This is a genomic window from Kitasatospora sp. NPDC048540, assembly GCF_040651175.1.
In the GTDB taxonomy this organism is placed as follows: Bacteria; Actinomycetota; Actinomycetes; order Streptomycetales; family Streptomycetaceae; genus Kitasatospora.
Genome location: NZ_JBEZIR010000046.1, coordinates 44,008 through 56,455 on the forward strand (window position 1 = coordinate 44,008; position 12,448 = coordinate 56,455).

Genomic DNA, 12,448 nt, shown 5'->3' on the forward strand with positions numbered 1-12,448 from the left:
GCGGTTCCAGGGCTCGCCCCGCGGGGGCGGCACGCCGACCCCGCACGGTGCCAGGATGCCAGGATGCCCGGACGTGGCCGAGGACGTCGCCGGGACGGGACAGCAGCCGCACCCGTCCGACGAGGAGAAGCCGGCTCAGCCGGTGGCCGGCGAGCGGTCCAGGAGGTCGACGGACCGCAGGGCCCGGTGCAGGTGGTGGGCTTCGGCGATCCCGGCGAGAGCCGGGCGGCCGAGCGCGCGGTACGCCGACGCGAGCAGCTCCTGTGCGTGGGCCTCGCGGACCGGGTCGCCGTAGGACGCCCAGTGCAGGTCACGGCCGAGCACCAGGGCCTCGGCCGGGTCGCCCGCCGCGCAGCGGCGGCGGGCTTCGGTGACGCACTCGGCCAGCTGCTCCCGGTCCTCGAACACGACGTCCATGTGCGTGGCGAACAGGTACTCGTCCGCCGCGTTGTGGGCGGGCCGGTCGAGCGCGGTGGTGCCGTCGGCGAGGGCACCGGCACCGTCCAGGGTGGTGATCCGGTCGGTGGCGACGGGCGGCCGGGTCAGGTCGTGGGTGTACGCGCGCAGGTAGCCGGTTCCCGTCTCCGGCCGGTCGCCGGTCTCGAACTCGCCCACCGCGGACCGGAGCCGGACCAGCCGGGAGCGGGACTCGATCACCGCCGGGTGGCCCGGATCGTCGTCGTCGAGGTCGCGCCAGGCACGTTCGACGGCCGCGCGCACCGCCTCCAGCGGGGTCGCGAAGGTGTTGTCGATGCCGGCACCGTCGTTGTTCCAGTACGAGGCGACCGAGGTGCAGGTGCGGCCGTCGTCGAACCACAGGCCGTAGTGCAGGCCGTCGGTGCCGCCGTGCAGGAAGGTCAGGAACTCCGGCGGGTCGCGGTAGTAGCGGCCGTGCGCGCGGACGTCGACACCGTCGCGGGGCAGGAGCGCCGGGTCGGCGAACAGGTCCATGACCCCCATCGGTGCGTGGCCGAGGTCCCGCAACGCCCCCGCGGACACCGGGTCGAGTTGCTCCAGGAAGTCGTGGAACGTGAAGACGGACTCGGGGAGTTCCAGGCCCCAGTCCCGCTCGACCCGCGCCTCGATCTCGGCCCGCCGTCCACCCATCCGTCCGGCCCCCCGGTCACCTCGGTCAGCCCCCGACGGCCGCCGGGGTGGACCGAGGCTACCCCGCCCCCACCCGCCCCCGGTACCCGGCAGCCCGGCCGCACCGCGCCCCTTCCCAGGCACCTCCCGCGCACCTCCCACGCGCCTCCCGCGCACCTCCCGTCACCCTCGCCGCCTGCTCACGGCGGTGGTGTCAGCGGTGGCGTCACCCGCCGGTGAACCACCGGTAGGCGGGTGCCAGCAGGTCGGCGAGGTCGCGGCCGCGGACCGTGATGCCGGACGGGCCGAGGCCGTCGAGCGCCGTCCGCACGCCGCCTCCCGCGCCGTCGCCCTCGCCCCCGCCCGGGCCGTCGCCTCCGCCCGCGACGTCCGCCGGCTCCGCGGGGTCCGCGGGGTCCCGCCGGACAGCGAACCTGCCTTCCCAGAAGCCCTCCAGGCAGTCTGCCAACGGCCGTTCGTCAAGGTCCGGCACGGGCCCCGGCACAGGCCCCGGCGCGGGCCCCGACACGGGCGCGGTCTCGGCCATGGTCACGCTCCGATCATGTCGGCGGACAGGGTGAGCAGTTCACGCAGTTGCTCGGCGGGGAGTTCGGTCAGCCACTGCTCGCCCTCGCCGACCACGGTCCGGGCCAGCGTCCGCTTGGCGTCGATCAGTTCGGCGATCCGTTCCTCGACGGTGCCGGTGCAGACCAGGCGGCGGACCTGGACGTCGCGGCGCTGGCCGATCCGGAACGCCCGGTCGGTGGCCTGGTCCTCGACGGCCGGGTTCCACCACCGGTCGAAGTGGATCACCTGGTTGGCCGCCGTCAGGTTGAGCCCGGCGCCGCCCGCCTTGAGCGACAGCAGGAACACCGGCGGCCCGTCGGGTGACTGGAAGCGTTCGACCAGCTCGTCGCGTTCGTGCTTGGGCACACCGCCGTGCAGGTACAGCACCTCCCGGCCGAGCCGCCCACCGAGGTAGCGGCGCAGCCGGGCGCCGAACGTCGCGTACTGGGTGAAGACCAGGGCCCGGTCCCCCTCGGCGAGGGCCTCGGTGAGGAGCTCCTCCAGTCGTTCGAGTTTGCCGGAGCGACCGGGCAGCGCGGAGCCGTCGCCGAGCAGTTGGGCGGGGTGGTTGCAGACCTGCTTGAGCCGGCCGATCGCGGCCAGCACCGCACCTTTGCGCTCGACGCCACGGATGCCGTCGAGCCGGGCCAGCAGGTCGGCGACCACGGCCTGGTACAGCCCGGCCTGCTCGGCGGTGAGGCTGCAACGGACGGTGAACTCCTGTTTGGCGGGCAGGTCGCCGGCGACCGCGGGGTCGCTCTTGTGCCGGCGGAGTACGAACGGGCCGGTGAGGCGCTGGAGCCGGGCGGCGGCATCGAGGTTGCCCGCCTGCTCGACCGGGACGGCGAACCGTTCCTTGAAGGACTCGGCGCTGCCGAACAGGCCGGGGTTGGCGAAGTCCAGGATGGCGTGCAGTTCGGCCAGCCGGTTCTCCACCGGGGTGCCGGTGAGGGCGATGCGGGGGCCGGAACGCAGCGAACGGATCGCCCGGGACTGGCCGGAGCCGCTGTTCTTGATGTGCTGGGCCTCGTCGGCGACGATCCGCCGCCAGCGGGTGCGGCGCAGCGCGTCCAGGTCGCGCTGGACCAGGCCGTAGGTGGTGATGACCAGGTCGGCCGTGGTGTCCGGGAGGTCGCGGTCGGCGCCGTGGTGGACGTGCACGGCGAGGGCGGGGGCGAAGCGGGCCGCCTCGCGCTGCCAGTTGCCGACCACCGACATCGGGCAGACCAGCAGGGTGGGGCCGGTGGCCCCGGCGGCCCGCTCGGTGGCGAGCAGCGCGAGGGTCTGGACGGTCTTGCCGAGGCCCATGTCGTCGGCGAGCACGGCGCCGAGGCCGAGCCGGGCGAGGGCGGCCAGCCAGGCCAGTCCGCGTTCCTGGTAGGGGCGCAGGACGCCGGTGAAGTCGGCGGGCAGCGCGGGCGGCGGGCCGGTGTCGACCGCCCGGCCGGCCAGCAGGTCGCCGATCGGGCCGTCGGCGTGCACGGCGGTGACCGGCAGGCCGGGGACGGGCCCGGTGCCGTCGAGCGCCAGCCGCAGCAGGTCCGCCGCGTCGATCACGCCCGCGCCCTGCCGGGTGAGGAAGTCGAGGGCGGCGGCGATCTGTCCGGCGTCGACCTCGACCCACTGGCCGCGCAGCCGTACCAGGCCCTGCTGGGCGGCGGCGAGTTCGGTCAGTTCCTGTTGGGTGAGGGCGAGTTCGCCGACCGCGAGCTGCCAGCGGAAGTCCAGCACGTCGTCGCGGTCGATCCGGCCGGGCTGCTGGACGGCGCCGGGGGTCGGGGTGCGGGCGGTGAGCAGCAGGCCGAGCCGTGGGCGGCGCTGCCACCAGGACGGGAGGAGCACGCCGAAGCCCGCGTCGGCGAGCCGGGGCGCGGCCTCGCGCAGGAAGTCGAGGGCGGCGGCGCGGTCGAGGGCGAGGCCGGTGGGCCGGGACGAGCGAAGGGCGGCGCGCAGGGCGGGGTGGTGCAGAGCTGCGCATTCCAGCTCGGCGCGGTACAGCTCCACGGGGTCGTCGGCGGGTGTACGGGCGGGGCCGGGACTACGGGCGGGGTCGGCTGTACGGGCGGGGTCGGGGTTGCCGTCGGGGTCGGGGTTGCCGCCGGGGTCGGGGTTGCCACCAGGCCCGGGGCCGCCCTCCGCGGCCGGACCGGGGGTGCTGGCGAGTGCGTGGGTGAGCGCGGCGGCGGCCGGGCCGCCGGCCCATAGGTCGGCGGCGGTGACCAGCAGCGAGGGGCGTTCGGTGGGCCGGAGCAGGAAGTCGAGCCGCCAGTCGTCGACGGCGGGCAGGCCGTCGGGGTCGCCGTCGGAAGGGCCGAGCGGCTCGGTCAGCCGCAGGCACAGGCGTAGTGGCCGCCGTTCGGGGCGGTCGTCGTACCAGGCGGCGAGGCGTTCGGGCAGGCCGGGCGGCGGGCCGGGGAGCCGGCCGTCGGCGGTGGCGAGTGCGGCCAGCCACTGCTCGGTGGGGTGGTCGGCGGGGACCGGGTCGGGTGTGGTGGCGGCCAGGGCGGCCCTGGCCTCCTGGTCGGTGAGGGTGTCGAGCAGGGTGGCGACCAGGGCCCGGCCGGTGGGCTGCGCGCCGGGGACGTCCTCCGCGCGGCAGACCGGCGGGCAGCCGGCCGCGAGGGCGTCCGCCTCCGCGCGGCCCGGCCGGTCCGGAGCGGCCTGCCAGCGGGCGTACGGGACGCCGTCCTCCGTGCTCATCACGGGCAGTACCCGTCCCCGGCCGAGCAGCCGCCAGGCGAGGTCGTGGACGGCGGTCAGCCAGCGCAGCGAGGCGCCGTACGCGACCTCGACCGGTCCGGTGCCCGGGAGGTCGGCGGTGGCTCCGGCCCAGCGGGGGTCGTCCAGGCCGCCGAGCAGCTGGGCCGCCTCGGCGGGCTCGAACACCAGGCTGGGGACCCGCCAGACGGCGAGGGCGACCCCGCCGGTGGTGGCGCCGACGGGCAGGTCGGGGGAGGGTGCGGGCCGTCCGCCGAGCGTGGGGAGGTGGAGGCCGGTCCAGCGTTCGGCGCCCTGTTCGGCCAGCCAGCCGAGCGCGGGTCCGATGCCGGCGAGCAGCTCGGCCACGGCGGCGGCGGAGCAGGCGTACGGGTGGGCGCGGCTGCCCGGTTCGACCCGGACGGAGCGGAAGGCCCGTGCGTCCTCGGCCCACAGGGCGAGGCGGCCGTCGCTGCGCCAGAGTGCGTGCAGGGCGTACATGCGGCGTGCCTTCCGTACGCGCGGTGGCCGCTGCCGGCCGCCGGTCGGTTTTCACCCTAGCCCGGTGGCGCGGAGCGGGACGGGCCCGGTCCGGCCGCCCTGCGGGGGCAGCGGCCGGACGCGGGGACGGCAGCGGACGCGGGGACGGAGTGAGGCGGTAGAGGCAGGCGGGGCGGTCGGGGCGGTACGGGCGCAGAAGAGGACCGAAGCTGTCCGCATCCGCCGATAACGTCGGTGACACCGAGAGCCGGGACCCGCAGGGGCGTCCGGCGACGACGCAGCCGACGAGAGGCGACCGACATGCCCACCCTGGTGAACGCGGAGACCGACGAGCGCGAGGCCCTGCTGTCCTTCCTGGCCGCCCAGCGCGGCGGTCTGCGCCGCGCGGTGCACGGGCTGACCGAGGAGCAGGCCGCGAGCACCCCGACCGTGAGCGCACTCTCCCTCACCGTGCTGATCAAGCACGCGGCCCGGTGCGAGCGGTTCTGGATCGTCGACAACCTGCAGGGCGGCGGGGTGCACGCCACCCCGGACGAGAACGACTGGGCGGAGGAGTACCGGCTGGCCGAGGGCGAGACGCTGGCGGCCTGGCTGGACACCTACGAGCAGGTCGCGGCCGAGACCGAGAAGATCATCCGGGAGCTGCCCGACCTGGCGGTGGACTTCCCGCTGCCGACCGCTCCCTGGTTCCCGCCGAACAGCCGCCGGACGGCCCGCTGGGTGCTGCTGCACCTGATCCAGGAGGGCGCCCGGCATGCCGGCCACGCCGACATCATCCGCGAGACGCTGGACGGGAAGACGGCGTTCGAGTTGGTCGACGAGACCGGCGCGGCCTGAGCAAGGGCGGGTCGGCAGGGCGGCGAAGGGCGGCCTCGACCGGGCCGCGCCCCCTGCCCACCCCGCGCCTGAATGACGCGGCGGCGGCACGTCGGCCGAAACTGGTGGTTGAACATTGAACGAAACGGGTCTATGGTGGAGCCATCGACAAGTTGAAGCCTCAACAATTGGCTTCCGACCCGAGGAGCACCCACCATGGGCATCTTCAGCCGCAAGAACGACACCGCCGTCGCCGTAGCCGAGGCCACCACCGGCCCGGACCTGGCTCACCTGACCGGCGACTACACCATCGACCAGACCCACAGCCGGATCGGCTTCGCCGTCCGCCACGCGATGGTGACCAACGTCCGCGGCGAGTTCACCGAGTACGAGGGCAAGCTCCACCTCGACGGCGCCAACCCGGCCAACTCGACCGCCGAGCTGGTCATCAAGGTCGCCTCGGTCAACACCAACCAGGCCCAGCGCGACGAGCACCTGCGCACCGGCGACTTCTTCGCCGCCGAGACGTACCCCGAGATCACCTTCAAGTCCACCACCGCCGAGCGGATCGACTCCGACACCTACCGGATGCACGGTGACCTGACCATCAAGGACACCACCCGCCAGGTCGTGCTGGACCTCGACTTCACCGGCTCCGCGACCGACGTGTACGGCGCCGACCGGGTCGGCTTCGAGGGCGGCACCACCGTGGACCGCACCAGCTGGGGCCTGACCTACAACGCGGCCCTGGAGACCGGCGGCGTGCTGATCGGCGAGAAGGTCAAGCTCACCCTGGACATCTCCGCAGTGAAGGCGGCCTGACCCGGCCGACCCGACCGACTGTCCCGGCACCGCCCCCACCGCCCCCACCGGTGGGGGCGCCGCCGTACCCGACCCCGGCCCGTGCCACCCACGCCGCGCGACGCCCGCTGCCCTGCCGCCCTGCTGCCCTGCGGCCACGCAGTCTCCGCGACAATGGGACCCGGGCCGACCGGGGGGGATCCGCATGGAGCTGCGCCAACTGCACTGTTTCGTCGCCGTCGCGGAGGAACTCCACTTCGGCCGGGCCGCCGAGCGGCTGCTGCTCGGCCAGCCGGCCGTCAGCCAGCAGATCAGGCGGCTGGAACGCGAGCTGAAGGTCGAGCTGTTCGACCGCTCGCCCCGGTACGTCCGGCTGACCAGGGCCGGCGAGCTGTTCCTGCCCGCCGCCCGCCAGGTGCTCACCGCCGAACAGGCTGCCAAGGCCGCCGTGGCCGGCCTGGCCGCGCCCGGTCTGGCCACACCGGGGGTGCTGCGGCTCGGCACCATCACCGGTCTCGGCGAGCGCCTCGACCGCATCCTCGACGCGTACCAGCGCCACGCCCCCGCCGTCCGGGTCGAGTTGCACTCCCTGCCGGTCGGCGAACGCCTGGACCGGCTGGCCGACGGGCACCTCGACGCCGCCTTCGTCCGCGGTGCCGTGCCCGACCGGAGCCCGGCCCTGCGCTTCCTGCCCGTCGACCCGGAGCCCCTGCTGGTCGCCCTGCCCGCGCGGCACCCGCTGGCCGACCGGTCCGAGATCGGCCTTGCCGACCTGGCCGCCCTCCCGTTGCGGCTCACCGAGCGCCGCAACCACCCCGCCCTGGTCGACCTGGTCCTGGCCGCCTGCCGGGACGCGGGCTTCGATCCGGTCCCCGGCCCGGCCTCCAGCACCCTCCAGGACACCCTGGCCGCGATCGGCACCGGGCCTCCGATGTGGACGGTCGTCTACGCCGCCAACGCCCGCATGATGCAGATCCCCCGGGTGGTCTTCCGGCCGGTGCGCTCCCCCGGCCTCGCCCTGCCCACCGCGCTGGCGCTGCGTCCCCGCGTACCGCCGCCCCCGCTGGTGCTCGCCGCCTGCCGCGCCGGGGAGACGGCTCCCACCTGCGACGATCGTCAATCGTGATCGCTGCCGGAGCGAATCGGGTCTGGGTCCACGGCTCCGGGTCGGGTGGACTGGTCCCAACCGCGGGGCCGGGACGAGGTACCGGCCCCGACACCGAGTCGAGGAGCAGCAGATGCCCGTCGTCACCGTTCAGCAGGGCCCCCGGACCGTCGAGCTCAAGCGCGAGCTGGTGCAGCGGATCACCGACGCGTTCGTGGACGCCTACCGGATCCCGGCCGAGTCCGTCCAGGTCTGGATCCACGAGGTACCGACCGACAGCTGGGGCACCGCCGGCCGGCTGACCGCGGACAACTGACGCCGCCGCCGCCGGACCGGCCCGCCCGCCATCACGGCCACCGCCGCCGCCACCGCTACGGCCGTCACGGCCGTCACGGCCGTCACGGCCGGCCCCGGTGGCCGCGGCCGGGCAGCAGGGCCGCGTCCTCGGACGTCAGCCAGCTGCCCGGCGGCAGCCGCAACCAGCCCTCCGCCGCGCCGAGTTCGGCCGCCGCGGTGCACAGCGCGGTCAGCCCGGGGTGCCGCAGGTCCGGCCGGTGGACCAGCCCCAGCAGGCTGAACGCGACCGGCTCGACCAGCGGGCGGGTGACCCCGCCGGGGATCTCCGGGCCGCCGGTGGTGGAGAGCACCGGTTCGCGGTGCCTGGCCAGATAGCGGCCGAACTCTCCCAGGCCGACCGCGGGCGCCCGCCCCGGCGCGGCCACCAGGCCGTGTTCGTCGAGGAGTCGGCGGCCGAGATCGGTCCACTCGCTGGTCGCCGGGTTGCCCGCGCAGATGTCCACCGGGTGGCCCGCCAGCGCGCGCAGCGGCACCTCCGCCAGCCCGGCGAGCGGATGGTCCACCGGCAGGATCACCGCCATCCGCTCCAACCGGACCGGTACGTGGGTGAGTTGGCTGCGCAGCACGGCCGGGAGCCCGGCGAAGCGGCCGAACGAGACATCCAGCCGGTGGGCGACCAACTCGCCCGCCGCGGCCACCAGCCCGCCGTGGAATCGGGCCAGCAGCTCCTGCTCGGGCAGCGCCCGGCGGGCCGCTTCGAGCACCCGTGCCTCGGCCGGATCGGGGCCGCCCGGCTCGCTGTTGAGGTCGACCAGCAGCGGCCGGGCATGCGAGCCGGTCAGGATCTCGTCGTGCAGGGCCAGCAGCCGGCGGGCCTTGGGCAGGAGCGCGAGCCCGGCCGCGGTCAGCTCCACGCTGCGGGTGGAGCGCAGGAACAGCGGTCCTCCCAGGGCGCGTTCCAGGGTCCGGACGTCCCGGCTGAGCGCCTGCTGGGCGAGGTGCAGCCGCTCGGCGGCCCGGCCGAAGTGCAGGGTCTCGGCGGTCGCCACGAAGCCGCGCAGCAGGCGGGGATGCAGGTCGGCGGGCATGCGGCAGAGATTAACAACACCGGTGCGTCAATCGCACCGAACAGGTGTTGGACCGCGGGCGCGGCCCGCCGAGAGGCTGGGGACCCACCCGATTCCCCTTGGAGACCCGTGTTTTCCCCGTACCGCCGTGTCCTCGCCGCTCCCGGCGCCCTCGCCTTCACCCTGTCCGGGCTGGTGGCCCGGCTCTTCTTCACCATGAACGGTGTCGCCACCCTGGTCCTGGTCGCCGACCGGCGGGGCTCGTACGCGCTGGCGGGCGGGGTGGTGGCGGCCGGGGTGGTCGCCGGGGCGGTGGGGATGCCGCTGCTCGGCCGGCTGGTCGACCGGTACGGCCAGGCCAGGGTCACCGTGCCCGCGACGCTGGTCCGGCTGGCACCGCTCGCCGCGCTGGTGGCCTGCGTCCGTGGCGGCGCGCCCGACTGGACCCTCCTGGTGTGCTCGGCGGCCGGCGCCGGCGCGCCCAACTTCGGCGGGATGGCGCGGGCCCGGTGGGCGCACCTGTACCGGGACGACGCGGTGGCCCGCCACCACGCCAACTCGCTCGAACAGGCGCTGGACGAACTCTGCTTCATGGCCGGCCCGGTCCTGGCGATGCTGCTGAGCACCGCCGTCGCCCCCGAGGCCGCGCTGCTCGCCTCGGGCGTGCTGGGCACCGCCGGCGCGCTGCTGTTCGCGGCCCGGCGCGCCACCGAGCCGCCGGTCCGGCCGGTCCCGCCGGGCACCCGGGCTCCCCTGCGCTCGGCCGGACTGCGGGTGCTGGTGCTGGCGTTCCTCGCCACCGGGGTGGTGTTCGGCTCGCTGGAGGTCACCACCGTCGCCTACACCGACGCGCTCGGCCGCCGGTCGCTCGCGGGCGTCCTGCTGGCGCTGGTGGCGGCGGGCTCGTGCGTCAGCGGCCTGCTGTACGGGCTGCGCCCGCCGCGCCGCTCGCCGGCCGCCCGGCTGACGGCGGGGATCGGCGCGATGGCGGTCCTGCTGCTCCTGCCGCTGGCCGCGGGGCTGGCGGGCGCCGGGCCGGTGACGCTCGCGGCGGCCCTGCTGGCGGCCGGGTGCGGGACGGCACCCACGATGGTGAGCGGTATGACGCTGATCCAGGAACTGCTGCCGCCGCGGCAGCTCAACGAGGGCATGGCGGTCGCGGTCGCGGGCATCCTCGCCGGGATATCCGCCGGTTCCGCGCTCGGCGGGGCGGTCGCCGAACGGGCCGCGCCCGGCGCCGGGTACGCGGTGCCCGCCGCGGCCGCGCTGCTGGCCCTGCTGACCGCGGTCGCCGGCGGCCGCCACCTGCGCCGGCCGGCCCCGCCGTCCGAACCGGCCCATCCGTCCGAACCGGCCGACCCGGCGCGTCCTGCCGGACCGCCCGCACCCGCACCCGCGACGGCGTGACGCGGCGGAGGGTCGAGCGGGCGGTCAGCCGCGCGTCGGCGCCGTGTCAGTGCCTCCCCTTAGGCTCCGGTCCATGGAGGCGGCGATCGAGTACCTGCGTGGTGACGCCACCGCCCCACAGGCCAAGGGCGTCAAGGTGATCGCGCACGTCTGCAACGACCTGGGCCGCTGGGGCAAGGGCTTCGTGCTCTCACTGTCCCGGCGCTGGCCCGAGCCGGAGGCGGCGTACCGGCGCTGGCACCAGGAGCGGGCGCGCAACGACTTCGGTCTCGGCTCGCTGCAACTGGTGCGGGTCGGCCCCACCCTGTGGGTGGCCAACATGGTGGGCCAGTGCGGCATCAGGACCGGTCGCTCCACGGGCACCCCGGTCCGCTACCCGGCCCTCGACACCGCACTGGCCCGGCTGGGCACCGAGGCGCTGCTGCTGGGCGCGTCCGTGCACATGCCGCGGATCGGCTGCGGGCTGGCGGGCGGCCGCTGGGACCTGGTCGAGCCGATGGTCCGCGCCCGGCTGACCGCCCGCGGGGTCCGGGTCACCGTCTACGACCAGTGACGTCCCGACGGCCGGTGTCGCCCCCAGCGCCACTGCCGTCCCCACGACCGGTCGCGGCCGCCGGCCAGCCGTACTCGTCCTGGGGCAGCAGGAACCCGCCCGGGAACTCCGCCACTCCCTCCGCCGTGCGCACCCCGCCCTCGCGCCGGTAGAACGCGACCGCCCGGCGGTTGGCCCGCAGGACGTGCAGCCGGACCGGGCCGTCCGCGGCGGCCAGCGCCGCCCGGAGCAGGCGACGCCCGATGCCGGCGCCGGTGTGTCCTGGGCGGACGTGCAGGTTGTCCAGCAGTGCGCGGCCGTCCGCCTCCGGCACCAGGTACGCGAAGCCGAGCAGCCCGCCGTCCGGCCGAGGCTCCGGCCGGCCGCCGTCCGGATGTGGCTCCGGCCGGCCGCCGCGGGGGTGCGGCGCCGGCTCGGCCAGCAGCAGGACCGGGGTCTCGGCCGGCTCGCCGTAGTACGCGCCTAGCCGTAGCTGCCACAGCTCGCGCTGCCAGGCCGGCCCCGCGTCGTCGAGCGCCCCGGGCGGCACGATGCCGCGGTAGGCGGCCTGCCGGCTGGCGCTGTAGAGGTCGGCGACCGCGGCCGCGTCGGCCTCGCCGCCCGCCCTGATGACGATCTCCGGGATGACGATCTCCGGTTCCATGCCGCCAGCCTCGCACACCCCGCACTTGAACATGTTCAAAAGAGCCCCTAGAGTCATGCCCACAAGGTTTTGAACACGTTCGAAACGGAGTGGTCCGATGGACTGCACAGTTGTCAGCTACGCCGCCTACCTCCCGGTCGCCACCGGCGTCACGGTCTGGGTGGCCCGGACGCTGAGCCGCAACGGCCGGGTCTTCCTGGCCGACGTGTTCGCCGGCGACGACCGCTTGGCCGACGCCGTCAACCAGCTGCTGGTGGTCGGCTTCTACCTGATCAACCTCGGCTTCGTCGCGCTCTGGATGCGCAACGGCGACACGGTCGGCGACCTCCAGGGCGTCTTCGACGCCCTCTCCTACAAGCTCGGCACCGTCCTCCTGCTGCTCGGGGTGATGCACCTCGGCAACGTCTACGTGCTCAACCGGATCCGCCGCCGGGGCAGCCTGGACCGGCAGCAGCGGCCGCCGCTCGCCCCGCAGGGCGTGGTGCCCGGCGCCCCGATGGCCGGGCCCTGGCCCGGCCAGGCCTGAGCGGGGTCCGGCCGTGGGACCGTCGACCGCGCACCCCGGCGGCCCGCCGCCGGTGCGCCGGCTGACCGTGCTGCACGACCCGGACTGCGGGCTCTGCCGGCAGCTCACCGCCTGGCTGCGCGGTCAGCACCAGCTGGTGCCGCTGGAGTTCCTCGCGGTGGCCGGGCCGGCGGCCCGGGCCCGGTACCCCGGGCTCGACCACGACGCCTCGCTCGGCGAGATCACCGTCGTCGCCGACACCGGCGAGGTCTGGCGCGGGGCACCCGCCTTCGTCGCCTGCCTCTGGGTCACCGCGGCCGGCCCGGCGGAACTGCGGGAGGCGCTGGGGGAGCTGCGCGCGCAGGCCGCGGCCGCCGTCGATCCCCACCACTGGCCGCTGTTC

The 12,448-nt window shown here is 75.7% G+C and carries 12 protein-coding genes and 1 pseudogene; 8 read left to right on the top strand and 5 right to left on the bottom strand.

The window, feature by feature from the left end; genetic code table 11:
• Positions 1-135 precede the first annotated feature (135 nt).
• The 3 genes from AB0D08_RS19710 to AB0D08_RS19720 form a co-directional block, all read right to left on the bottom strand.
• Positions 136-1,107, bottom strand: coding sequence for a hypothetical protein (locus AB0D08_RS19710; protein ID WP_359890206.1), 972 nt, complete (start codon positions 1,105-1,107; stop codon positions 136-138).
• 205 nt (positions 1,108-1,312) lie between these two features.
• Positions 1,313-1,555: a hypothetical protein gene (locus tag AB0D08_RS19715; protein WP_359890208.1), complete on the bottom strand. Its 243-nt coding sequence runs from the start codon at positions 1,553-1,555 to the stop codon at positions 1,313-1,315.
• Positions 1,556-1,635: 80 nt separating this feature from the next.
• A complete protein-coding gene (locus AB0D08_RS19720; protein ID WP_359890210.1) occupies positions 1,636-4,851 on the bottom strand; it encodes a DEAD/DEAH box helicase in 3,216 nt (1,071 codons plus the stop codon).
• Between the two features lie 300 nt (positions 4,852-5,151).
• Between AB0D08_RS19720 and AB0D08_RS19725 the strand changes: the two genes are divergently transcribed.
• From AB0D08_RS19725 to dmpI, 4 genes are all read left to right on the top strand, one after another.
• Positions 5,152-5,688 carry a DinB family protein gene (locus tag AB0D08_RS19725; RefSeq protein WP_359890212.1) on the top strand — a complete coding sequence of 179 codons (537 nt, stop codon included), beginning with the start codon at positions 5,152-5,154 and terminating at the stop codon, positions 5,686-5,688.
• A gap of 195 nt (positions 5,689-5,883) precedes the next feature.
• Positions 5,884-6,489: a YceI family protein gene (locus tag AB0D08_RS19730; RefSeq protein WP_033818264.1), complete on the top strand. Its 606-nt coding sequence runs from the start codon at positions 5,884-5,886 to the stop codon at positions 6,487-6,489.
• A 184-nt stretch (positions 6,490-6,673) separates the two neighbouring features.
• Positions 6,674-7,594 (top strand): LysR substrate-binding domain-containing protein, encoded by a 921-nt coding sequence (locus AB0D08_RS19735; protein WP_033818263.1) that lies wholly within the window; start codon positions 6,674-6,676, stop codon positions 7,592-7,594.
• Positions 7,595-7,706: 112 nt separating this feature from the next.
• The gene (gene dmpI / locus AB0D08_RS19740; protein WP_033818262.1) at positions 7,707-7,889 is read left to right on the top strand and encodes a 4-oxalocrotonate tautomerase DmpI; all 183 of its coding nucleotides are present in this window, start codon (positions 7,707-7,709) and stop codon (positions 7,887-7,889) included.
• 82 nt (positions 7,890-7,971) lie between these two features.
• Here the strand turns inward: dmpI and AB0D08_RS19745 are convergent, their stop codons facing one another.
• Positions 7,972-8,958 carry a LysR family transcriptional regulator gene (locus AB0D08_RS19745; protein ID WP_033818261.1) on the bottom strand — a complete coding sequence of 329 codons (987 nt, stop codon included), beginning with the start codon at positions 8,956-8,958 and terminating at the stop codon, positions 7,972-7,974.
• A gap of 108 nt (positions 8,959-9,066) precedes the next feature.
• Here AB0D08_RS19745 and AB0D08_RS19750 point away from each other — a divergent pair, with 108 nt between their 5' ends.
• Both AB0D08_RS19750 and AB0D08_RS19755 read left to right on the top strand, forming a co-directional pair.
• On the top strand, positions 9,067-10,344 hold the full coding sequence (locus AB0D08_RS19750) for an MFS transporter (RefSeq protein ID WP_359890217.1): 1,278 nt from the start codon (positions 9,067-9,069) through the stop codon (positions 10,342-10,344).
• 73 nt (positions 10,345-10,417) lie between these two features.
• Positions 10,418-10,897, top strand: a complete 480-nt coding sequence (locus AB0D08_RS19755) for a macro domain-containing protein (RefSeq protein WP_033819681.1) — start codon at positions 10,418-10,420, stop codon at positions 10,895-10,897.
• Here AB0D08_RS19755 and AB0D08_RS19760 read toward each other — a convergent pair.
• Positions 10,878-11,540 carry a GNAT family N-acetyltransferase gene (locus tag AB0D08_RS19760; RefSeq protein ID WP_051812110.1) on the bottom strand — a complete coding sequence of 221 codons (663 nt, stop codon included), beginning with the start codon at positions 11,538-11,540 and terminating at the stop codon, positions 10,878-10,880. The genes AB0D08_RS19755 and AB0D08_RS19760 overlap by 20 nt on opposite strands.
• Positions 11,541-11,637: 97 nt before the next feature.
• On the opposite strand from AB0D08_RS19760, the gene AB0D08_RS19765 reads away from it, so the two are divergent.
• Both AB0D08_RS19765 and AB0D08_RS19770 read left to right on the top strand, forming a co-directional pair.
• Positions 11,638-12,066 (top strand): hypothetical protein, encoded by a 429-nt coding sequence (locus AB0D08_RS19765; RefSeq protein ID WP_033819680.1) that lies wholly within the window; start codon positions 11,638-11,640, stop codon positions 12,064-12,066.
• A 13-nt stretch (positions 12,067-12,079) separates the two neighbouring features.
• A pseudogene (locus tag AB0D08_RS19770) lies at positions 12,080-12,448 on the top strand (hypothetical protein); the annotation flags it as partial.